Here is a 21,135-nt window from a genome sequence, read left to right on the forward strand (position 1 = left end):
CCCGGCTTCGCCGTAATTTGCTGGACTCTGATGATTTTTTTACCCGAAGGGCGCTCACTGGGGGCAACCTCGTGGGCGTGAGCACCTCTGCGGGGCGCGGTACGCGCACATGGACGACGAGCGCCGCCCGACGCCCGGCGGGAACGCTGATCGGAATGCTGGTCGTCGCGCTGCTGCTCACGGCCGGTTGCGGGGCTGCCGGTACCAGCCACGAGCCGGGCACGGCCGGTCCTTCGTCAGGGGGCGGGTCGCCGGTGGCCGGCACGCCCGGCACGCCCGGCAGGGCGGCGAGTGTCGACCCGTCGGTCGGGGTGTCCATCCAGCCGGTACGTCCGGCCGTCCCACCCGACCAGGGAGACTTCGAAGGCTTCGCCACCTACTCCTATATCCCTGCCCACCCCGCCGGGATCATTTATCTGTTCCACGGCTCGGGCGGCAGCGCCGACTTCGCGGTCAAGATCGAGACCGTCGACGTCCTCAACGAGATGATCGGCAGAGGGTTCGGCTACGTGGCCACGGAGAGCACCGAACGCTCCGGCGGGCGACGCTGGGACGTCGACGACCCCTCCCTGGCGTCCAATCCCGATCTGGCCCGCCTGGACCGGCTGCGCCGGCACGTCATCGAGACGACGGCCATCGACCCTGGCACGCCCACGTACGGCCTCGGCATGTCGAACGGGAGCGCGTTCGCCGCGCTGTGGGCCGCGGCCGAAAGCGCGGCCGGTGTCCCGATCAGCGGGGTCGCGCTGTACATGGCCGGACCTACGAAGGCGGTCGACCGGCTCGGTGGGCTTCGGGTGCCCACGTTCATGGTGGTCGGGGTCAACGACACCGTCACCCGTCCCGCCAAGCAGAAGGCCGACCTGGCCGCGATCGCCCGCGCCGGGTTCCCCACCGAGCTGCGCGAGGTCAGCCAACGGCCCGTCACCTCCGCGCGCTACCTGCGTGTCCCGGGCGTCACCGAGGCCACGGCGAAGGCCGTCGTCACCGCCTACCAGCAGGCCGGGCTCATCGATTCCGCTGGCGCGCTGCTCGTCTCACCTTCCGCGGGCCGCGCGGACGCCACCGACGACCCGTTCCGCCGGATCCGTCTGCCCGCCGGCCTCACTCCCGACCAGCGGACCGCGATCCACGCCGAAACGCTCGCCACGATCGGCGCACACCAGTTCAACGCCGAGTTCAAGGCGCAGAACGCGGACTTCTTCGCGACCCACCGGATCTCCTGACAGCGTTAGCCCGGTGTGGGTGACAACCGACCCGGACTGTTCGCCACCCGGCCTGCCATCACCATTCGTCCCGCTTGCCGCGCTTTGCGACGGACCTGGCGCCGCGGCCGCCATTACTTCCCCGAGGGCCGGGATGGCGGCCATGTGGGGCGACGGAAGGTCGCTGGTGGCTGGCCGGTCCTGGGATCGGCCCATGGGCTGTGGCGCCAGACGGGGCGGTTTTCGGCACCATGACGTCTGGGATCATGGTCGAATGCCCCACAGGTCATGACCAGCCGCCCGTCGGGGGCCGCGCCCGCTCACCGGTGACGGAATTTTCCCTGTGGAGGGTGTCAACAAGCCGCGCCGCGGGGTGGGCTCGCCGTGCCGGGCGCCACAGATCCTGCGCGTGCCGGGGCCGTTGGCTACGGTGAAGGTGTAGTGGTGAGCCGGGAAGCCTGGTCGGCAGCGTATTCGCTGACCTTTAGACCAGGAGCGCCGCCGTGAGCCGTACCCCGCCTGCCCTGTTCGGCCGGTTGTCATGGCCGGAGACGCGTCGGATCGCGGCCATCCTGCGCAAGGAAACCATTGGCGGCGCCCTGCTGCTCGTCGCGACCGCCGTGGCGCTGTGCTGGGCGAACTCGCCGTGGTCGCGGTCATACCAGTCGATGCTGGACTACCAGGTCGGACCGGCCTGGCTGCATCTGGATCTCACGCTCGCGGAATGGGCCGCCGACGGCCTGTTGGCGGTCTTCTTCTTCGTCGCCGGATTGGAACTCAAACGCGAGTTCGTCGCCGGTGACCTGCGCGACCCGCGCCGCGCCGCGGTCCCCGTCGTCGCCGCGGCCGGCGGCGTCGCCGTCCCGGCCGTCCTCTACACCCTCATCAACCTCGGTGGCGACGCCGCGCGGGGCTGGGCGATCCCGACCGCCACCGACATCGCCTTCGCGCTGGCCGTGCTCGCGGTCATCGGCCGGCACCTGCCCACCGCGCTACGAACGTTCCTGCTCACCCTCGCGGTGGTCGACGACCTGATCGCCATCGCCATCATCGCCGTCGGCTATACACACCACCTCGCGGTTCTGCCAGCACTGGGCGCGCTGGTCCCACTCGCGCTGTTCGCCGTGCTGGTGCACCACCGGGTCCGGTCCTGGTGGCTGCTGCTGCCCCTGGCGGCCGCCACCTGGGGCCTGATCCACGCCTCCGGCATCCACGCCACCGTCGCCGGAGTGCTGCTGGGGCTGGTCGTGCCCGTCCGACGCGGCGAGCGGGCGGGCGGTCCGGAGGCGGGCCCCGGGCTGGCCGAGCACTTCGAGCACCGCTGGCGGCCCGTCTCCGCCGGGCTGGCCGTCCCGATCTTCGCGTTCTTCTCCGCCGGAGTCACCCTCGGCGGCCTCGACGGCCTGGCTGACGCTTTCGGTGACCGGGCCGCCGTCGGCGTCATCGTCGGGCTTGTCATCGGCAAGCCACTCGGGATCATGGCGGCCAGCTACCTGGTGGCCCGCTTCACCCGTGCCACGCTCGCCGACGGCCTGGCCTGGATCGACGTCCTCGGGCTGGCGGTCCTCGCCGGCATCGGGTTCACCGTGTCCCTGCTCATCGGCGAGCTAGCCTTCGGCTCCGGCAGCGAACGCTACGACCACGTCCAGATCGCCATCCTCGCCAGCTCGCTGCTCGCCACGCTGCTGGCCATGGTGCCGCTGCGCCTGCGCAACCGCGCCTACCGCCGAATCCACCAACGGGAGACCGCCGAGCGCGGCCACGGCACCGCCCAGGATTTCAACCAGGTCCAGGCAACCTCGGCGACCGGCTGAGAAACACCGAGGGTGCGGGACGTCAGCTGGCCTTCGGGGCCCACGCCGGATCGCGGCCGGAGAGGCCGAGCACACGGTCGAGCATCGGCGCTCCGGCCGGCACCGGGATCTCGGGACCGTAGACACCCATCTCACGGCCCAGCTCCGCGCTGCGGGCGATCTCGCCGTACAGATACTCGAGCACGTCGCCGTCCCAGGACGGGCGCCGACCGACCGCGCGGGCCAGGTCCCAACCATGCACGACGAGCTCACCGACGACCATCCCGGCGACGAGCTCCGCCGGCAGCTCCATCGCGCCTCCCATCCGGGTGACGCCCTCCCACGCGTCAGGCTCGCTCCACGCCCCGACGAGGCGCTCGACCTGACCCTTGAGGTCGGACGCCCAGTCCTCGGCGGTCAGGTCGACGGCGGTCTCCGACTCGGCCGGGGGCGGCACGACCTCCTTGCGGCCCGCGCCCGCCAGCGACGGGCCCCAGAACAGCAGGTGGTTCACCAGGCCGCGAAGGTCGAACCCGGCGCACGGCGTGGCCGCGCCGAGCCGGTGCGGCCCGATGCTGTCGATGATCTCTGGCAGCGGCGCCGCCGCCGCGTGGAGCAGGATCTTGGCGTCAGACATGGTTGGTAGGAAAGCACCACCCGGACCGGCCGGTATTGGAGAAAGACGACGTACCCTGCGGGCGTGGCCAGGGACATCCGCGAGCTCGCGGGTGCGTGGACGCGCTTTCAGCGCCACGCCAGCCACCCACCGTCTGGCGGGCTGACCCGCCACGTCGACCATCTCTGGGCCGCCTCGTGGCACTACCCGCGGCCCTACCACCAGCTCATCGTGCCGCTGCCGCAGGTCCATCTGGTCATCCAGGACGGCAGGGCGACGGTGAACGGTGTGCGCACCGGCCATCACGTCAAGGTGCTGGCCGGAGTGGGCGGCGTGCTCGGTGTGGCGTTCCGGCCTGGCGGCTTCCGCGGCTTCCTCAGGGCACCTGTCTCGACCATCACCGACCGATCGGTGGACGCGGAGGCGGTCTTCGGCGCGGACGTCCGGGAACTGCTCGCGGACTGGCCGGCCATGGTGAGTCCACATCCCGGCGAGGCGCCGGCTCCGTACGGCGCGGAAACGGCGGCGCGGGTCGACCGTTTCCTGCTCCGCCGCCGGCCCGCTCCAGACCAGCGGGCGGAGCAGGCCGCCGAGATGGTCGCGGCGATCGCCACCCGTCCGGAGATCACCCGGGTGGACACTCTGGTGCGGGAAACCGGCGGAACGGTCCGGCAGGCCCAGCGACTATTCGCCGAGCACGTCGGGGTCGGGCCGAAGTGGGTGATCCGCCGTTATCGGCTCCGCGAGGTGACCGAACGGATGGCCGCCGGCGGGCCGATCGACTGGGCCGCCCTCGCCGCCGACCTCGGCTACACCGACCAGTCCCACCTCGTCCGCGACTTCCGGGACGTCTTCGGGGAGCCGCCCACCCACTACGCCGCCCGCTTCCCGGGTTTTCCTCCGCCTACCGCGGCAGATCCCGTAGGCCGGCGCCGGTGAGCAGGTAGCCGGGCGCGACCGTGGCGGGGTCGGCCCGCGCCAGGTCGACCAGGGCGGACCCGGCGATCTCGGGGGTCAGGGGCTCGCCCAGCTGGCGGAGGTAGTCATCCTCCGACTGGCCGCCGCGCGCCGCGTAGGCCCGGACGGCGGGCCGGCCAAGACCGGTCAGCGGCGTGAGCCGGGGAAGCACCGCGGTGAACGTGATTCCCAGGCCGGCGCGGTCCGCCTCGTCGCGCGCGTAGCCGGTGATCAGGTGCTGGGTGGCTTTGGCGCCGGCATACCCACCGCTGAGCGGTGACCCGGCCAGCGCGGCGCCACTGCTGACGACGACCACGGTGGCGCCAGGCCGCAGCGGCCGGAGCAGGGCCTCCCGGAGCCAGTGGAACGCGATCCGCACGTCGGTGTGCCAGTTGACCGAGAACGTCTCCCAGGTCTGATGTTGCAGCGGACGCATCAACGGGCCGGCGCCAGCGACCAGAACGACGATCGACGGCTCATGACGGTCGAGGAGGCTCCCCGCCGTCGCGGCGTCGGTGGCGTCGGCGACCGCGGTCTGGATGCGCGCGCCGGCGGCGGCGAGCTCCGCGAGCGCCGTACCGGTGCGGGCGACGGCGACGACCGGGGCGCCCGCCTGGGCGAAGGCCCGGGCGATCCCCCGGCCCAGGCCCCGGCTCGCGCCGACGACGAGCGTGGTCCGGTCCGAAAGATCCCTCATCGGATCGTCCCCTCCCCCGCTCGGCCCGTCGGGCTGGGCGGGCCGCTCATCGCCGACGCCGGCCAGGCTTCGCGGGCCGTCGTCGATCGTGAAGTCATCCATGCTTTCCTCCGGTCGCTGCCGCTGGAATCGAGGTGAGGTCGTGGCGGCCCGGGACCGCCGCGGCGGCGATGATCCCGACCGCGGAGAACGCCGCCCCGAGCCACAGGGCCGTGGTGAAGTGCTCGGCGAAGGTCCGTGTCGATGGCACTGACATGTCTCGTCGTTCTCCTTCGGTCCCGCCTCGTGGGCGTCCGCGCGTCGTCGGCCATCGAGGCCGCACGACGGCCGCGGTTGGTAGAGACGCGTTCGAAGGAACAGAACCGGCGCCCGCCGGAAACTGGGCGGCCAGACGGCGACCAGTTCCGCTCGCGGCCGGTGTCAGTAGGGGAGGAGACGATCAGACGGAGGTGCCAGATGTCGGTGGAACTGCTCCAGCGGGCCCGCGCCGGCGACCGCGACGCGTTCGCCGGCCTCGTCGCGCCCTACCGCGGTGAACTGGCGGTGCACTGCTACCGGATGCTCGGTTCGTTCCAGGACGCGCAGGACGCGGTCCAGGAGACGCTGCTGTCCGCCTGGCTCGGCCTGGCCGGCTTCGAAGGGCGTTCGTCGGTACGGACCTGGCTGCACCGGATCGCCACCAACCGGTGCCTCAACCTGCTGCGCTCGTCCGCGCGGCGGCCGGCGACGGCGCCGCCCCTGCCCGCGCCGCCGCCGGAGCCGACCCATCTGGGTGAGGTCCCGTGGCTACAGCCCTATCCAGACGCCCTGTTGGAGGGGCTGCCCGACGAGGCGCCAGGGCCCGAGGTCCGCTACGAGTCCCGGGAGGCGATCTCGCTCGCGTTCGTCACGGCCGTCCAACTGCTGCCGCCGAACCAGCGAGCCGTCCTGATCCTGCGCGACGTGTTCGGATACCGCGCGAGCGAGACCGCCGACCTGCTCGGGCTCACCGAGGACGCGGTCACCAGCGCGCTGCGCCGCGCCCGCGCGACGATGGACGCGGCCCGCTCTCCCGGCCCGCCGCCGCCAGCGGCCGGCGGTCCCGAGGAACGCGCGCTCCTCGACCGCTTCGTCGCCGCCTTCACCGACCTGGACGTGGACGCGCTCGTGGCGCTCATGACCGACGACGCCTGGGTGCGGATGCCACCGCTGCCGTTCGAGTACCGCGGCCGCGAGGCCGTCCGCCAGTTCTTCACCGCGATCCGCTCCCACCTGCGACGGATCGACCACCTGGTGCCCGTGCGCGCGAACGGCCAGCCCGCGTGGGGTGAGTACCTTCGCGATCCCGTCACCGGCGGCCTGCACCTCGCCGGGATCATCGTCATCGATGTCGCCGGCGACCTCATCTGTGAGATCACCCGCTTCGAGACAACGATCGCCCATCACTTCGGCCTGCCCCGAACTCTCGACTAGCGAGGTGTCCAACGGGAAACCTCGTGACCGGTGAGCGGGGCGGCCCCGACGGGCGGCGTGACTTCTGACCGCGCGGTGGTCAGGCTGACCGCGTCTCCTGGTCGACGCCGCCCTGCGCGCTGGGCCTACGACCGGTGAAGTCGAGAAGGCCGACCCAGGTCGGCCGCAGCGCGACACGGGCCTGGACCGTGCCCGGCGCGTCGAGCTGGCTGACCATGCCGGCGGCGGCCTCGGCTCCGAGGTAGCGGTGGGCGGCCGCGACGTACTCCGGCGCCAGGCCGGACGCCTCGGTGATCTCGACCGGCCCACGCAGGCTGAGCGACTCGGGCGGGAAGCCGTCGGTGTCGATGGTCACGGCGACATCGGGCCGCCGCCGCAGCGCCGCCAGCCGGTTGGCGGGATGCCGGATGCCGATCTGGGGTCCGGCGACGTAGGTCACCGTCACCAACTCGTGACCGGTCCAGTGGAACCACGTCGGCACCACCCGCGGCGTCCCGTCCAGGGCGACATAGGCGAATCGCGCCGGGATCGTCGAGGCCAGCAGACGCCGGGCGGCCGCGGTGTCGAGCAGGGCCGGGTCGCCCTGCCGGAGCGGACCGGCCGGTCCGGGGGCGGTGTCGGTGGTGGCCGGGCTCATCAGCGCATCCCTTCGATCAGTTCCCTGAGGGAACTGACTTTAACAGGTTCAGTTCCCTCAGGGAACCCTCCCGGTTACCCTGGCACTGTGCAACGCACCCAGTTCGGCGACCTGGTCTGCTCGATCGCGCGGACACTCGACCTGATCGGCGAGCCCTGGTCGCCGCTGATCCTGCGCGACGTGATGGTCGGGATCCGCCGCTTCGACCAGATCCAGGCCGACCTCGGCATCTCCCGCAAGGTCCTCACCGAGCGGCTGAAATGGCTCGTCGAACGGGGTGTGCTCGCCCGCCGCGAATACTCGGCCCGGCCCCCGCGACACGAGTACGTCCTCACCGACCAGGGCGTCGACCTGTGCGACGTCCTCATCGCCATGGCCCGGTTCGGCGACCGCTGGCTGGCCGGACCGGCCGGCCCACCCGTGCTCTACCGACACCGGCCCTGCGGCCACGTCGCCCCCGCCGACCTGTACTGCGCGCACTGCGACCAGCCCATACGCGCCGACGCCATCGACGTCCTGCCCGGGCCAGGGATGACCGCCGAGGCCGAGACGCGGACCTGACGCGGATCGACTCCGCCGCGGACGCCACCGAACTCGGACCGCCCGACGGCTGGCGGGAACCACCGGCCCGCGCCGACGGCACGCGCTCCGGGCAGAGCTGTAGGTCAGCCCGCGAGCATCCCTTCGAGGCGGAGCGGGTCGGTCAGGTAGACCGAACCCGCGCCGGCCGAGGCGTCGTCGGGCCAGATCACTGTCTGTCCGGTGGCGATGCCCGCGACGATCCGTTCCGCGACCACCCGCGGCGGCGCCTTGACGGCATCGACCCCGGCGAGCATGTCCGTGTCGATGCCCCCCGGGTAGGCCCCCACGACCTCGATGCCCGTACCGCGTAGTTCCGCCCGCAGGGACTGGGTGATCGAATGCGCGGCCGCCTTCGACGCGCAGTACCCCGCCATCCCGACCACCGGCGCCAGCGCGATCAGCGTCAGTACGTTGACGATCGCGCCCGGCGCGTTCTCCGTCAGGATGGGGACGAAAGCCTGACTCACCCGCAGCAGGCCGATCTGGTTGGTCAGCATGTCACGTTGAAACAGGTCCAGGTCGCCGTCGAGGGCCCCGCCAAATCCAAGAACTCCGGCGTTGTTGACCAGCAGGGTGACGTCGGTCGCGACCTTGGCCGCGGCATCCACGCTCGACTGGTCGGTGACATCCAGGGTCAGGATGCTCACCCGCGGGTCGGCGCTCACCGCCGGCGTGATGGCGCGCGGATCCCGCGCGGTGGCGTAGACCTTGCTCGCCCCCGCGTCGAGGAGCTGGCTGACCAGGCGAGCGCCGAGGCCCCGGTTCGCGCCAGTCACCAGGGCGATGCTGTCGTTGACGTTCATGCGTCACCTTCCGGTCGCGATCTCGAATAGATCAACCGTATGGCGCGCAACGGCGTTGATCGATGCCGAGAAGTCTCAGATTGTTGTCTGGTCGTCTCACGAATCGGCGGGTCGGACGACCATCGGTAGGCTGCGGCAATGGATCTGCTCGCCGACGTGCTGCGGGTCGCCGGCGTGCGCGGAACCGTCGCCGCGACGGTCCACGCCGGCGATCCGTGGGGCCTGCGGCTGTTCCGGATCTCGGCGGCGGCCTTCCATGCCGTCACCGCCGGCACGGCCTGGTTACGCCTTCCTGGGCAGCCACCCCTGCGGCTCATGCCCGGCGACGTCGTCCTCCTGCCCACCGGGTCCGAACACGGCCTGGCCGGCGACGCGGACGGTCCGCTGGAACCGTTCGATCACGCCGCGTCGAAAGCCTCGCTCGCCACCGACGGTCGCCTGGACGTCGGAACCCAACCGGCGCGGACCAGGATCCTGTGCGCCTCCTACCGGCACGATCCCGCCGTCACCACCCCGCTGTTCACCCTGCTGCCCGAGGTGGTGCACGTACCCGCCGGGACACCCGGCGCCGGGCCGCTGGCCGACACCCTCCGCCTGCTGTCAGGCGAGCTCGCCGAGCCAGGGCCAGCCACCACGACGCTGCTCGACCGGCTCGTGGATGTCCTGCTCATCCAGGTGCTGCGGGCCTGGCTGCGCGCCGAGCCCACCACGCCATCGATCTCCTGGCTACGCGCGCTGAACGATCCCACGATCGGCGCGGCGCTCACCGCCCTGCACGCCGATCCCGGCCGCGCCTGGACCCTGGCCTCGCTCGCCAGGCACGTCGCCGTCTCCCGGGCAACCCTCGCGCGCCGCTTTCCCGCCCTCGTCGGCGAGACCCCGGCCGCCTACCTCACCCGATGGCGCATGGACCTCGCCGCTCGCCGGCTGCGCGACACCGACGACCCGATCGAGGTCATCGCCCACGCCGTCGGCTACACCTCCGAGTACGCCTTCTCCCGCGCCTTCTCCCGAGACCGCGCCATCCCTCCCGGGCGCTACCGCGCCCAGAGCCGGACCCGACACGCCGCCCCGGCCCAGCCACCGGCCGCACCGTTCACCTGAACCGACCCGGACATCAGCCGGGGACGGGTTCAAGACCGTTGCTTCCGGCCCGCTGCTGAGGCGGCTCGGCTTCCGGCTGTCACTCGCGGAGCGGGTCGCGGGCGAAGGCGGCCATGCCCTCGTCGAAAGGGACCGCCGCCTGGTAGCCGAGAAGATCGCGGGCACGGTCGGAGGAGGCGACGATGTGCCGGACGTCGCCGGTCCGGTACTGGCCGGTGACGACGGGCATGGGTCCGCCGAAGGCACGGGCCAGCGCGTGGGCCATGTCGCCGACGGTGTGGGGCTGCCCGGAGCCGACGTTGACCGGGACGAGCCCGCCGGGCGCCGAGTGGTGCCGTAGCGCCGCCAGGTTGGCGCGGGCGACGTCGTGGACGTGGACGAAGTCGCGGAGCTGACCACCGTCCTCGAAGACCCGGGGTGGCTCGCCCCGTTCCAGGGCGCTGCGGAAGATGGACGCGACCCCGGCGTAGGGCGTGTCCCGTGGCATCCGCGGGCCGTAGACGTTGTGGTAGCGCAGCGCCAGGACGGTGCCGCCGGTGGCCGTGGCCCAGGCAGAGGCGAGGTGCTCCTGAGCGACCTTGGTGGCCGCGTAGACGTTCCTCGGGTCCAGCGGCGCGTCCTCGGTGACGGGCGTCGATCGCAACGGCGCGCCACAGCGCGGGCAGGGTGGTTCGAACCTGCCGCCGTCCAGGTCGGCTGGCCGCCGGGAGCCGGGGCGCACCTGGCCGTCGGCCGCGCAGCGGAAGCCACCTTCGCCGTAGACGACCATCGAGCTGGCCAGCACGAGCCGCCCCACCCCGCGGCGGGCCATCGCGGCGAGCAGCACCGCGGTACCGAGGCCGTTGTGGGTGGTGTAGCCAGGCAGGTCGTCGAGATCGACACCGAGGCCGACCATCGCCGCCTGATGGCAGACGGCGTCCACACCGTCGAGCGCCGCGTCCACCGCGGCCCGGTCCGTCACGTCCCCGGCGAGGAACTCGGCCGCCGCGTTGACCGCGGGTTTCGCGTGGTGCGCGGCTGGAAGAAGCGCGTCGAGCACCCGGACGGTGTGACCGGTGTCGACCAGCGCGTCGACGAGGTGAGAACCGATGAAGCCGGCGCCGCCGGTGACGAGGACCCGCATGTCCGCGACGCTAACGGCGCCGGGGCCCGCCGGATCTTACGAGCCGCGGAAGCCTGCCGCCCCCGAGGGGTTCAGGCGGCCGGGAGGGCGACGACGAAACGGCAGCCGTCCCGCTGGTTGTGGACGGTGACGTCGCCGCCGTGGGCCTCCACGATGCCGCGGACGATCGCCAGCCCGATGCCGGACCGTATCCGCGGCTGGTGAGGATGATCGCCACCGTCGCCTGGGGTACGCGCGGTCTCCCCGCGAAATCCCAGGTCGAACAACCGGGGCAGGTCCCCGGCGGGAATGCCGCCGCATCGGTCGGCGACCGCGACGATCGCCCGGCCGTCGTCGGGCCCTGCCGGCCGGTCGCCGCGCGGCGCGCCGCGTTCCCGCTCGACCCTGACCTCGACGGTGCCGTCGTCGGGGGTGTGGCGGATCGCATTGACCAGCAGGTTGATCAGCGCCCGGCTCACCTGGGCGGCGTCCGCGTCGACGTACACGGCGTCGTCGGCACGGCCGGTGACCACGACCCGCCTGGCGCGGGCGATCGGATCGACGGTGGCGACGGCGTCGGACACGATGTCGGCGAGGCAGACCTTCTCAAGTGTCAGCTCGAGCGCTCCCGCCTGGAGCCGGGCAAGCTCGAACAGGTCGTCGACCATCCCGGTCAGGCGTTCCGCGTCGGCGAGCATCTGCCTGTGGTAGCGCGCGGTCGTCCTGGCATCGGTGACCAGGCCGTCCGCGAGCGCTTCCGCGGTCGCCCGGATCCCGGCCAGCGGGGTGCGCAGGTCGTGGCTGATCCAGGCCACCAGTTCGCGCCGGCTGGCCTCCAGCGCGCGTTCGCGGTCGCGCGCCTCCACGAGGCGTACGTGTGTCGCGTCGAGCGTGCACGCCAGGGCGGTCAGCTCGGCCGTCGGGATCCGGTCGGCCCGCTGGTAGGCCGGGTCGCCCAGCGTGTCCGCCGCGCGGGTCAGCGAACCGGTGGCCGCGACGACCGGCCGGCCGAGGCGCACCGCGGCGGCGGTCGCGACCACCGCGGAGACCGCGACGACGATCAGCACGACCCGCAGGTCGTGACGCGACAGGAACATGGCGCGGGCGGTGCCTGCCACGCCGACAGCGACCGCGAGGATCGGAACGACGCAGAGCACGCCCGCGGTGGCCCACAGCGGGCGGACGCGCAGCAGGCGAAGCAGCGGGACACCGGTCAGCGCGGCCACCGCCGAGCAGGCCAGGGCGATGCCGATGACCTGCAGGTCCGCGCTCATGACTCCGTCTCCCCTCTGACCGGCCCACCGCGCCCACCCGGCCAGCCGGACCTACCCATCGGCGGCGTGGGACCGCCGCGCGGGAGCCGGCTCGGCCGCGGTCGGCGGGTCGTACCGGTAGCCGACGCCCCACACGGTGACCAGCAGCCGCGGGGCCGTCGGGTCGTCCTCGATCTTCTCCCGCAGCCGGCGGATGTGCACGGTGACGGTCGACGGGTCGCCGTAGGTCCAGCCCCAGACCTGTTCCAGCAGCTCGGCGCGGGTGCAGGCTCTGCCGGGGTGGCGCAACAGGAACACCAGCAGGTCGAACTCGCGCACGGTGAGCCCGAGCGGGAGGCCGTGGCGGGAGGCCGTGCGAGCGGCCGCGTCGACGACGAGGGTGCCGGCGCGCAGGACCCCGGACCCGGCCGGCGGCGGCTCACTCGCCCGGCGCAGCACGGACCGCACCCGCAACGTGAGCTCCCGGGGCGAGAACGGCTTGGTCACGTAGTCGTCCGCGCCGCACTCGAGCCCGGCGATGCGGTCGGCCTCCTCACCGCGCGCGGTCAGCATGATCACCGGGATGGGAGCCAGCTCCCGCAGCCGGCGGCAGACCTCGATGCCGTCAAGGCCGGGGAGCATCAGGTCCAGCACGACCAGGTCGGGGGTGACGGCCTCGGCCATGCGCAGCGCCGCCGGCCCGTCCGCCGCCCGGTCGACGTCGAATCCGGCGTTGCGCAGGTACCGGTCGACGACCTCGGCCACGGTGGCGTCGTCATCGACCACGAGGATGCGCGTCATCCCGCCACCATAGGTCGGCTGGCACCCGCCGCGGTCGGCGCCGGACAGGCCGTCACGGGTTCGTAAGGAGGCCCGCGCGGGACCTGGAGCGAGGGTCGTTCGCCGGCCGGATTTCCTTGTTCGGTAAGGGTCGATGTTGGCGGGCTGTTACTAGAGTCGCGATCATGCTCACGCAAAGTCACCAGAGGTCGACGTCGGTGGACGTCGTGCTCCCCTGCCTGGACGAGGCCGAGGCACTGCCCTGGGTCCTCGACCGGATACCACCCGGCTACCGCGCCGTCGTGGCCGACAACGGCTCCCGCGACGGTTCGGCGCGGCTGGCGCGCGAGCGGGGCGCCGTGGTCGTCGACGTGCCGCGGCGCGGCTACGGGGCGGCCGTGCACGCCGGCCTGCTCGCGGCGGACGCCGACGTGGTCTGCGTCTGCGACGCCGACGCGTCCCTGGACCCGGCGCAGCTTCCCAAGCTCGTCGCCGAGCTGACGGCCGGACGCGCCGACCTCGTCCTGGGACGCCGCCGGCCCACCTCCTTCCGGGCCTGGCCCCCGCATGCGCGGCTCGGCAACGCGATCGTCGCGCAGCGGCTGCGCCGTCGCGGCGTCGGAGTCCACGACCTCGGGCCGATGCGGGTCGCCCGCCGGGCGGAGCTGCTGCGCCTGCCGATCACCGACCGCCGCTTCGGCTACCCGCTGGAGCTCCTGCTGCGCGCCGCGCAGGCCGGCTGGCGCATCGTCGAGACGGACGTCGACTACCACCCCCGGGCCGGGCGGTCGAAGGTGACCGGGACGCCGCTCGGCACGGCCCGCACGGTGCGGGACATGACGGCCGCGCTCGCGAGCCTGCGATGATCTCCCAGCGGCCCGCGAGGCCGACACCCGTCGAGCCGGCTCCCGCTGTCACGCTCCTGGTGGTGGCGAAGGAGCCGGTCCCCGGCCGGGTGAAGACCCGGCTGACACCACCGTTCACCCCGGCGCAGGCCGCGGCCGTGGCCGAGGCGGCCATCGCGGACACGTTGGCGGCCGTCAGCCGCCTCGCCCGGTTTCCCGGCCTCGGGCCGGTCAGGCCCGTCCTCGTGCTCGACGGCGCGGTCGGCCCGTGGCTGCCGGTGCCGATCGAGGTGGTCCCGCAGGTCCGCGGACCGTTCGACGCCCGGCTTGCCGCCGCGTTCGACGCCGCTGCCGGCGCGGCGCTCCTCATCGGCATGGACACCCCGCAGGTGACCCCCGCGCTGCTCGCCGACGCCTGCCGCGCGCTGGCCCACGCCGACGCGGTGTTCGGCCCCGCCGCCGACGGCGGATGGTGGGCGCTCGGTCTGCGCCGCCCCGACGGCCGCCTGCTGCGCGGGGTCGCCACCTCCCGGCCGGACACCGGGGCGCGGCAACGGGAGCGACTGACCCAGGCCGGCCTGCGGGTCGCGACGCTGCCCGTCCTGCGCGACGTCGACACGGAGGCTGACGTCGACGCGGTCGCGCGGCTCGCCCCCCACGGACGCTTCGCCGCCACCGTGCGGACCATCCGGACCGGCGACGCTGGAACCGGCCCGGCCCGTCCGCTGGTCCGGCGATGACGACCGGCCCGGCGATGACGACGACGGCGACCGGACGCCGGGCGCCCGCCGCGATCCGCGACGGGCGCGACGGGCGCGACGGGCGCGACGGGCGCGACGGGCGCGACGGGCGCGACGGGCGCGACGGGCGCGACGGGCCGAGCCTGCCGGCCGCGGAGGGCAGGTCGCCTACCTCGGTGTATGAGGCGGCCCTGCGGTCCGCCGACGGCCGGCTGTGGGTGAGCCACCCCGACGGGCGGCGGGACCTTTTGCCGGTGCTCGCCTGGCGTGGCGGGCTGGCGCCGGGGGACGCGTCCCTGCTGCGGCGCTGCGCCGGTCCGACCCTCGACGTCGGATGCGGTCCCGGCCGGCTCGCCGCCGCCCTCGCCGCGCGCGGTGTGCCCACGCTCGGCATCGACGTGGCGGCGTTCGCGGTGCGGCTTGCCCGCCGGGCCGGCGCGACCGCGCTGCGCCGCGACGTCTTCGACCCGCTTCCGGCGGAGGGACGCTGGTCGACGCTGGTGCTGGCCGACGGCAACATCGGTATCGGCGGAGACCCGGGCCGGCTGCTCACCCGCGCCGCCGAGCTGCTCGGCCCGGCCGGTCGGGTACTCGTCGAGCTGCAGACCCACCCGGCGCCAACCGGCCAGCTGCTCATCCGCCTGGAAGGCCCGGACGGGCAGCTGTCGAAATCCTTCCCCTGGGCGTTCGTCGGATCCGAGGAGATCCGCGACCACGCCTCGGCCGCCGGGCTGCGCGTCGCGCGGACCTGGCGCAGCGAGGGCCGGCACTTCGCGGCGTTGGGCAGGTCGTGAATCTCGCGTGAGCGGCGTCCCTCGCGTGGTGCGCGGGGGACGCCGCTCAGGATGGTTCCGGCGCGGACCCCACCGTCCCGGCCGACTCCGCGGACCCCGTCGGCCCCGCGGGGCCCGACACCCGCCGCGCTCGCCATGCCCGCACCGCTCGGACGACGATGAGGGCCGCCGCGCCGGCCCACACGGCGCCGAGGACGATCGCGAGGTTCCGCCCGTAGGGCAGCGGGTTCACCGTCGGGTTGTCGGGCGAGCCACCGTAGCCACGCCACAGCGGGAGGGAGGCCAAGGCGACGGTCGCGCTGACCAGCAGCGCGCCCTGCACCACCGCCCGATACGGCGCGCGCACGAACCGGGTGAGCACAAGCCCCACGGCGGCGGTGACCGGGAAGGCGACCAGGTCATGGACCAGAATGCCGCCGATCAGCCATCGAGCCGCCTGCGGCGGGTTGGTGGCCCGCGTCATGGTGAGCAGCCCGTGGATGCCGTATCCGGCCATGGCCAGGCCGGCGGCGGCGAGCAGGCCGCGCAGGGCCTTGCCCCGGTTCGCCTTCACAGCATCACCACCCGGTGCACCCATTTGGTCTGCAGGACGCCAGGCCGGTTCGGGGCGATGAGCCGGGCCGGGTATCCGTGGTCGAGGTCGAGCACGGCCCCGTTCAGCCCGGTGGCGAGCAGCGTCAGCGGGTCCCGGGCATGGGGCGGGTTCACCTCGCTGGCGCGGTAGCCGCCGCGCGACTCGAGCGACTCGACCCGCACCGTCGCGCCGGGCGGGATGCCAGCGGCGTCGAGCAGGTCCCGCAGCCGCGGGCCGCGCCAGGTCGCGTCGGCGGCCCACCCCTCCACACAGGTGATCGGCAGCTTCGACGTGTGATGGTCGAAGGCCCGCAGTTCGGCGAGGCTGAGGGTGAACGGGCGTGGGCCGACGACCTCCAGCCGGTAGTTCGGGTCACGGGCGACCGTGATGACCCGCGCGGCGGCCGCGGTCCGGTTGACCGGCAGCCCCTGTGGGCCGAGGTCGGGCCGCCGCGGCGCGAGCAGGTCGAGCCGGGCCAGCCCTGGCACGAACTGGCCGGCGGTGGTCAGGGTGATGACTCCGGCGGCGGTACCGACGGCGACCCCGAGGCCACGCCGCGACAGCCCCTCCCCGGCCGGTTCCGGCGCGCTCCGCCGGTCGGTGAGGTGCGCGCGTCCGGCCCGGCCCGAGCCGACGTTCGCCCGCACGACCGCGAGCTTCACGGCGACGTGCACCAGCAGCGCGCCGACCGTCATCCAGGCAACCCAGTAATGGGTGACGGTGAAGAAGAACCGGAAGCGGTACCACTGGGCGGTGTTCGCTATTCCGGTGGCCAGCTGGAAGACGGCGCCCGCGATGAGCGGCACGATCGTCAGCCGCTCCAGGGCATGCGCGGCCGAGCGCACCGGCGGCCATTCCCACAGCCGCGGGTACACCGTCCAGAGCTTCGCCAGCAACAGCGGCACGGTCGCCAGCCCGGTGGCCACGTGCAGGCCCTGAGTCGCCCGGTACAGCCAGACCGGCCGGGAGGGCCAGTCCAGAAACGACGGAGGGTGCTGCATGAAGTGCGACACCAGACCCGTCAGGAAGCACACGCCGAACGCGATCCCGAGCCAGATACCGAGCAGCGCGGCGACCCGCGGGTCATGCAGCCGGCTCGGAAAGGCGCCCTCGCGCAGCGGGCCGCGCCGCGGGAACGCGGGTGGATGCGGAAATCGTCCAGAAGGCACGCGCACTCACGCACCGTAGGTCCGGGTGACCCGTCCCAGCGGGCCGCGAAGCCTTACGGAACGGAGAAGCCCGGTCGCGGCACACCCACCTCGGGCCGAACAGCGGCCAGGCTCGCCGCATGCCGACCACCCCCGCCCCTGCCCCCGTCCGCGCCGCCCCCGACGGTGCCCGGGCCATCTCCGCGCCCGACGGGCGGACGGGACGGACACGCGGGTGGCGCCTGGCGGCGCTGATCGGCGCCGCCGTCGGGCTCGCGGGCGTGCTCGCCATCCAGGTGGCGGTGCTGCGCCAGCCGGGCTATCTGGTCAGCCGTCCAGCCCTGCTGTACCTGACCGTGCTGTGGTGGGCGCTCGGCCTGGCCACGGCCGCCCTGCTCGTGCTGGCCGCTCCCCGCCGGCTGGCCCTCGTTCTGATGCTCACCGCCACCGTCGCGATCCACGCCATGGCCCTCACGGGCGGCCCGCGGCTGTCCGACGACCTCTACCGCTACGCCTGGGACGGCAAGGTGCAGGCCGCCGGCATCGATCCCTACCGCTACGGCCCGCTCGACCCCGAGCTCACCCGGGTCCGGGACGACTGGCTGTTCCCCGACTCGGCCGGATGCACCGCCGACCACCCCCGCCCGCGCTGCACCCGGCTGAACTACCCCCGCGCGCACACCATCTACCCGCCGGTCGCCCAGGCCTACTTCACCGCCGTGCACGTCCTGCCTGGACCACCCCGCGAGCACAAACTGCAGCTTTACGCGTCGCTCGCCTCGCTGGCCTTGGTCGGCCTTCTCATGAGGACGCTGGCGACGCGGGGGCGCGATCCACGATCCGCGGCCTTCTACGCCCTGACGCCGCTCGCCGGCCTGGATGTCGGCTCCGACGCGCATGTGGATGTCCTCGGCGCCCTGCTCGCGCTCGGCGCCATAGCGGCGCTGACGCCGCCGACGGCCACGTCGGCGGCCGCCTCGTCGTCCATGGCCACGTCGGAGCCGACGTCCAGGCGGCGGACGTGGCTGGCCGGGGCGCTGCTCGGAGCGGCGGTAGCCGTCAAGCTCTACCCGGCGCTGCTGTTCCCCGCGATGATCGGGCGAGGCTCTCGGCACCGGCGCATCGGCCTGCTGTGCGCGGCCGGCGCGGTCGTCGGACTCACCTATCTCCCGCACGTCCTGGCGGTGGGAACGGGCGTCCTCGGCTTCCTCCCGCAGTACCTGAGCGTCGAGGGATACGACCAGGGCAGCCGGTTTCTCCTGCTCGCCGGGCTCGGCCTGCACGGAACCGCGGCCAAGGCCGTCGCGGTCGGCGTGCTCGCCGCGGTCACGATCGCGGTGCTGCGCGCCGATCCGGATCGCGTGCCGGCCGAACGAGCCGCGCTGTGGCTCGTCGGCGCCGCCTTCCTGACCGCGACGCCCGCCCAGCCCTGGTACGGCGTCCTGCTGGCCGCGCTCGCCGTCCTCGCCGGCAGGCTGGAATGGCTCGTCGTGGCCGCGGCCGCCTATCCCCTGTACATCTCCCTGTTCACCGACCTGCCCGGCGACGCCTGGACGCTACGCGTCAGCTCGTACGCCGTCGCTGCGGCCGTCGTGCTGGCCACCGCCCTCACCCGCTCGGTCCCGCGCCGGACGCGGCGGGAGTGCATGCCAGACCCAACACGGCCGGCGCCGGCCGGAGAGGCAGGGCCTGGGGCGTGACAGGGCTACGGGTCCTGTCCGCGTCCGTCCCGTGCGGCGCTGCCCGGCACGCCATCTGGACGACCAATACCCGCTGACGATCATCAAAGGAAGACCGCCGGTCCTCGGCGTGACGATGTGCGACGATGGTCGGGCGCTCGCGGATCGGCACGAGGCAACCAACTATCGTTGCGGAGATACCCAATATCGTTACCGACCCGCCGGGCCGTCCGTACTCCGTGCTCCTCGCCGAGGACGACCCTGGCGACGCGATGCTCGTCTCCGAAGCCTTTCTTGCCCGCGGTCTCGGGCAGGAGGTGCAGGCCGTGAGCGACGGTGTCGAGGCCATGGCCTACCTGCGCGACCCCGCCCGCCGCAGACCCGACCTGATCATCCTCGATCTGAACATGCCCCGGATGGACGGCCGGGAGACGCTCGCCGCGATCAAGGCTGATCCGGCCCTGAAGAGAATCCCGGTCGTGGTACTGACGACGTCGGACGCGCCCGACGACGTGTCAGCGAGTTACGAACTGCGCGCCAACGCGTACGTCTGCAAACCCCGCGAACTCGACGAGTTCTTCGGCGCGGTGCACGCGATCGACGACTTCTACCTCGACATCGTCAGACGCGCCCAGTCCTGACCCAGGCGGGAGCGGCCTCCGGCCGCCGCATGCCCGCGAAGGACCAGCCCACGGTCAGGTGCGGTGGAGCAATGCCGGGCACCCACCGCCCATCCTGGTTCACCTCGACGGAGTCATCGAAACCCTCGAAAACGAGAAGATCGATCCCCTCCTCGGCTTCGACATCCGCGCCGACCGGAAGCGTCCGCGCCGATCTCGGTAATGTTGACATCGATCTCGATGTCGACAACGATGCCACCTTGCGATGCCGGCGCCGAGCCGCGCGCGGCCGGATTCGCGTGCGGGCCGCGCGACGCACCCAGGTCCGCGGCGTCGCCGGCGGGCACCGGCGGGCACCGGCGGGCACCGGCGGGCACCGGCCGAAGGGTCGACGTGGCCGAAGGACCGACGTGAGGGGTGGCATGACCGAAGCCGTGGACGCGGTCGCGATCATGACGGTGCAGAACGCGTACGCCGTCGCCATCGATCGGCGGGACTGGGCGGCGCTGCGGGATTGCTTCACCCCGGACGCGACGATCAGCTTCGGGATGCCGCTGCGGGTCGGGACCCTGGCCGAGTTCCTGGACTGGGCGCCCGACTTCCACGGCCGCCTCGGCCGGACGCTGCACCAGGTGAGCACCCATCAGGCGGTGTTCCAGGAGCAGGTCGCGGTCGCGTCGTGCTACCTGCACGCCATCCTGGTGGACGCGACGAGGCAGGCGGCCACCTCCGTCTTCGGCCGGTACGACGACGAGCTCGTCCGGGCGGGGAACAGTTGGAAGATCCGGCAGCGCCGGTTCCGGCCGACCTGGCTGTCGACCACGGCCCCGGCGGAAGGTGCTCGGTCATGAAGGCCCGGCCGGTCCGGATGGGGGCCGTGCTCCCGCAGGCGGAGATCAAACCCAGCGATCCCCAGGCCGTTCGGCTGTTCGCCGAGCAGGTCGAGAGGCTCGGATTCGACCACCTCATCGCCTATGACCATGTGCTCGGCGCGGACTCGCGCAGCCGCCCGGACTGGTCCGGGCACTACGACCACGAGATCCCGTTCCTGGAGCCACTGACCCTGTTCGCCTACCTCGGCGCCACGAGTTCCCTCGAACTCGTGACGGGCGTGCTCATCCTGCCCCAGCGCCAGACAGCGCTGGTGGCCAAACAGGCGGCGACCGTCGACACCCTCCTGGGCGGCCGGCTCCGGCTCGGCGTCGGCATCGGCTGGAACGAGGTCGAGTACGACGGCCTGGGTGTGCCGTTCCGCTCCCGCGCGGCCCGTCTGGAGGAGCAGATCCACCTGCTTCGCCGGCTGTGGACCGAGCCGGCCGTCGATCACAAAGGCCAGTTCGACGTCGTCGACCGCGCCGGCATTAACCCGCTGCCGGTCCAACGGCCGATCCCGATCTGGATCGGCTGCGGCGACGCCCCGACGGCGCTCGAACGGGTGGGCCGCCTCGCCGACGGCTGGATCCCCCACCCCACGCTCGGTGCCGGCCACCGGCTGGCCGCCGCCTGGACGGCGGTCCGCGCCGCGGCCGAGCGCGCGGGCAGAGACCCGGCCGCGCTCGGCCTGCAGGGCCAGGTACGGCTGACGACGGGCGGCCTGGCCGGCGTCACCGCCAAGGTCGAGCGCTGGGTCGCGCTCGGCGCCACCCACGTCGCGCTCAACACCCTCGAGGCGGGCCTGCGCTGGCCGGCCGACCACCTCGCCCTCTACACACAGATCGCCGACGCCTGGCGGACGGAGGATCCGTGACCGGGCG

At 73.2% G+C, this 21,135-nt stretch carries 23 protein-coding genes and 1 pseudogene; 14 read left to right on the forward strand and 10 right to left on the reverse strand.

Annotation, left to right across the window (positions count from 1 at the left end; genetic code table 11):
• The first annotated feature begins 77 nt into the window (after nucleotides 1–77).
• Both I6A81_RS22425 and nhaA read left to right on the forward strand, forming a co-directional pair.
• Nucleotides 78–1,226, forward strand: coding sequence for a hypothetical protein (locus I6A81_RS22425; protein WP_203002855.1), 1,149 nt, complete (start codon nucleotides 78–80; stop codon nucleotides 1,224–1,226).
• Nucleotides 1,227–1,708: 482 nt separating this feature from the next.
• Nucleotides 1,709–3,019, forward strand: coding sequence for a Na+/H+ antiporter NhaA (gene nhaA / locus I6A81_RS22430; RefSeq protein ID WP_203002854.1), 1,311 nt, complete (start codon nucleotides 1,709–1,711; stop codon nucleotides 3,017–3,019).
• Nucleotides 3,020–3,041: 22 nt separating this feature from the next.
• Here nhaA and I6A81_RS22435 read toward each other — a convergent pair whose 3' ends face one another.
• Nucleotides 3,042–3,635: a TIGR03086 family metal-binding protein gene (locus I6A81_RS22435; protein ID WP_203002853.1), complete on the reverse strand. Its 594-nt coding sequence runs from the start codon at nucleotides 3,633–3,635 to the stop codon at nucleotides 3,042–3,044.
• A 63-nt stretch (nucleotides 3,636–3,698) separates the two neighbouring features.
• Here I6A81_RS22435 and I6A81_RS45720 point away from each other — a divergent pair, with 63 nt between their 5' ends.
• On the forward strand, nucleotides 3,699–4,553 hold the full coding sequence (locus I6A81_RS45720; RefSeq protein WP_203002852.1) for a helix-turn-helix domain-containing protein: 855 nt from the start codon (nucleotides 3,699–3,701) through the stop codon (nucleotides 4,551–4,553).
• Here I6A81_RS45720 and I6A81_RS22445 read toward each other — a convergent pair.
• Together I6A81_RS22445 and I6A81_RS22450 are read right to left on the reverse strand one after the other, a co-directional pair.
• The gene (locus tag I6A81_RS22445; RefSeq protein ID WP_203002873.1) at nucleotides 4,519–5,268 is read right to left on the reverse strand and encodes an SDR family oxidoreductase; all 750 of its coding nucleotides are present in this window, start codon (nucleotides 5,266–5,268) and stop codon (nucleotides 4,519–4,521) included. The two genes, I6A81_RS45720 and I6A81_RS22445, sit on opposite strands and share 35 nt — an antisense overlap.
• A 94-nt stretch (nucleotides 5,269–5,362) precedes the next feature.
• Nucleotides 5,363–5,524, reverse strand: a complete 162-nt coding sequence (locus tag I6A81_RS22450) for a hypothetical protein (RefSeq protein WP_203002878.1) — start codon at nucleotides 5,522–5,524, stop codon at nucleotides 5,363–5,365.
• 200 nt (nucleotides 5,525–5,724) lie between these two features.
• Between I6A81_RS22450 and I6A81_RS22455 the strand changes: the two genes are divergently transcribed.
• Nucleotides 5,725–6,720, forward strand: coding sequence for a sigma-70 family RNA polymerase sigma factor (locus I6A81_RS22455; protein ID WP_203002851.1), 996 nt, complete (start codon nucleotides 5,725–5,727; stop codon nucleotides 6,718–6,720).
• A gap of 79 nt (nucleotides 6,721–6,799) precedes the next feature.
• Here I6A81_RS22455 and I6A81_RS22460 read toward each other — a convergent pair whose 3' ends face one another.
• Nucleotides 6,800–7,357, reverse strand: coding sequence for a pyridoxamine 5'-phosphate oxidase family protein (locus I6A81_RS22460; RefSeq protein ID WP_203002850.1), 558 nt, complete (start codon nucleotides 7,355–7,357; stop codon nucleotides 6,800–6,802).
• Between the two features lie 87 nt (nucleotides 7,358–7,444).
• Here I6A81_RS22460 and I6A81_RS22465 point away from each other — a divergent pair, with 87 nt between their 5' ends.
• Nucleotides 7,445–7,918 (forward strand): winged helix-turn-helix transcriptional regulator, encoded by a 474-nt coding sequence (locus I6A81_RS22465; protein WP_203002849.1) that lies wholly within the window; start codon nucleotides 7,445–7,447, stop codon nucleotides 7,916–7,918.
• Nucleotides 7,919–8,022: 104 nt separating this feature from the next.
• On the opposite strand, the gene I6A81_RS22470 is transcribed toward I6A81_RS22465, so the two are convergent.
• Complete coding sequence (locus tag I6A81_RS22470) at nucleotides 8,023–8,742, reverse strand: SDR family NAD(P)-dependent oxidoreductase (protein ID WP_203002848.1); 720 nt, start codon at nucleotides 8,740–8,742, stop codon at nucleotides 8,023–8,025.
• A 138-nt stretch (nucleotides 8,743–8,880) separates the two neighbouring features.
• Between I6A81_RS22470 and I6A81_RS22475 the strand changes: the two genes are divergently transcribed.
• Complete coding sequence (locus I6A81_RS22475) at nucleotides 8,881–9,846, forward strand: AraC family transcriptional regulator (RefSeq protein ID WP_203002847.1); 966 nt, start codon at nucleotides 8,881–8,883, stop codon at nucleotides 9,844–9,846.
• A gap of 79 nt (nucleotides 9,847–9,925) precedes the next feature.
• Here the strand turns inward: I6A81_RS22475 and I6A81_RS22480 are convergent, their stop codons facing one another.
• The 3 genes from I6A81_RS22480 to I6A81_RS22490 form a co-directional block, all read right to left on the reverse strand.
• On the reverse strand, nucleotides 9,926–10,969 hold the full coding sequence (locus I6A81_RS22480) for an NAD-dependent epimerase/dehydratase family protein (protein ID WP_203002846.1): 1,044 nt from the start codon (nucleotides 10,967–10,969) through the stop codon (nucleotides 9,926–9,928).
• Between the two features lie 71 nt (nucleotides 10,970–11,040).
• Nucleotides 11,041–12,222, reverse strand: a complete 1,182-nt coding sequence (locus I6A81_RS22485) for a sensor histidine kinase (RefSeq protein WP_203002845.1) — start codon at nucleotides 12,220–12,222, stop codon at nucleotides 11,041–11,043.
• A 51-nt stretch (nucleotides 12,223–12,273) separates the two neighbouring features.
• Complete coding sequence (locus I6A81_RS22490) at nucleotides 12,274–13,002, reverse strand: response regulator transcription factor (RefSeq protein WP_203002844.1); 729 nt, start codon at nucleotides 13,000–13,002, stop codon at nucleotides 12,274–12,276.
• 164 nt (nucleotides 13,003–13,166) lie between these two features.
• On the opposite strand from I6A81_RS22490, the gene I6A81_RS22495 reads away from it, so the two are divergent.
• From I6A81_RS22495 to I6A81_RS22505, 3 genes are all read left to right on the forward strand, one after another.
• Nucleotides 13,167–13,847, forward strand: coding sequence for a glycosyltransferase family 2 protein (locus I6A81_RS22495; protein WP_203002843.1), 681 nt, complete (start codon nucleotides 13,167–13,169; stop codon nucleotides 13,845–13,847).
• 62 nt (nucleotides 13,848–13,909) lie between these two features.
• On the forward strand, nucleotides 13,910–14,566 hold the full coding sequence (locus tag I6A81_RS22500; protein ID WP_307874832.1) for a TIGR04282 family arsenosugar biosynthesis glycosyltransferase: 657 nt from the start codon (nucleotides 13,910–13,912) through the stop codon (nucleotides 14,564–14,566).
• Nucleotides 14,563–15,360: a methyltransferase domain-containing protein gene (locus I6A81_RS22505; protein WP_238438361.1), complete on the forward strand. Its 798-nt coding sequence runs from the start codon at nucleotides 14,563–14,565 to the stop codon at nucleotides 15,358–15,360. The genes I6A81_RS22500 and I6A81_RS22505 overlap by 4 nt, the downstream gene beginning before the upstream one ends.
• Nucleotides 15,361–15,406: 46 nt before the next feature.
• Here I6A81_RS22505 and I6A81_RS22510 read toward each other — a convergent pair whose 3' ends face one another.
• Nucleotides 15,407–15,913 (reverse strand): hypothetical protein, encoded by a 507-nt coding sequence (locus I6A81_RS22510; RefSeq protein ID WP_307874833.1) that lies wholly within the window; start codon nucleotides 15,911–15,913, stop codon nucleotides 15,407–15,409.
• Nucleotides 15,910–17,109: a molybdopterin-dependent oxidoreductase gene (locus I6A81_RS22515; protein WP_203003160.1), complete on the reverse strand. Its 1,200-nt coding sequence runs from the start codon at nucleotides 17,107–17,109 to the stop codon at nucleotides 15,910–15,912. Before I6A81_RS22515 ends, I6A81_RS22510 begins: the two co-directional genes overlap by 4 nt.
• A 113-nt stretch (nucleotides 17,110–17,222) precedes the next feature.
• Here I6A81_RS22515 and I6A81_RS22520 point away from each other — a divergent pair, with 113 nt between their 5' ends.
• The 5 genes and pseudogenes from I6A81_RS22520 (at nucleotide 17,223) to I6A81_RS22540 (ending at nucleotide 21,128) form a co-directional block, all read left to right on the forward strand.
• A complete protein-coding gene (locus I6A81_RS22520; RefSeq protein WP_203003159.1) occupies nucleotides 17,223–18,782 on the forward strand; it encodes a glycosyltransferase 87 family protein in 1,560 nt (519 codons plus the stop codon).
• A 125-nt stretch (nucleotides 18,783–18,907) separates the two neighbouring features.
• On the forward strand, nucleotides 18,908–19,402 hold the full coding sequence (locus tag I6A81_RS22525) for a response regulator (RefSeq protein WP_203003158.1): 495 nt from the start codon (nucleotides 18,908–18,910) through the stop codon (nucleotides 19,400–19,402).
• Nucleotides 19,403–19,457: 55 nt separating this feature from the next.
• A pseudogene (locus I6A81_RS46275) lies at nucleotides 19,458–19,604 on the forward strand (hypothetical protein); the annotation flags it as partial.
• A 199-nt stretch (nucleotides 19,605–19,803) separates the two neighbouring features.
• Nucleotides 19,804–20,232 carry a nuclear transport factor 2 family protein gene (locus I6A81_RS22535; protein ID WP_203003156.1) on the forward strand — a complete coding sequence of 143 codons (429 nt, stop codon included), beginning with the start codon at nucleotides 19,804–19,806 and terminating at the stop codon, nucleotides 20,230–20,232.
• On the forward strand, nucleotides 20,229–21,128 hold the full coding sequence (locus I6A81_RS22540; protein WP_203003155.1) for an LLM class F420-dependent oxidoreductase: 900 nt from the start codon (nucleotides 20,229–20,231) through the stop codon (nucleotides 21,126–21,128). The genes I6A81_RS22535 and I6A81_RS22540 overlap by 4 nt, the downstream gene beginning before the upstream one ends.
• Nucleotides 21,129–21,135: the final 7 nt, after the last annotated feature.

Origin of the sequence: Frankia nepalensis (genome assembly GCF_016786325.1) — a bacterium.
In the GTDB taxonomy this organism is placed as follows: Bacteria; Actinomycetota; Actinomycetes; order Frankiales; family Frankiaceae; genus Pseudofrankia; species Pseudofrankia nepalensis.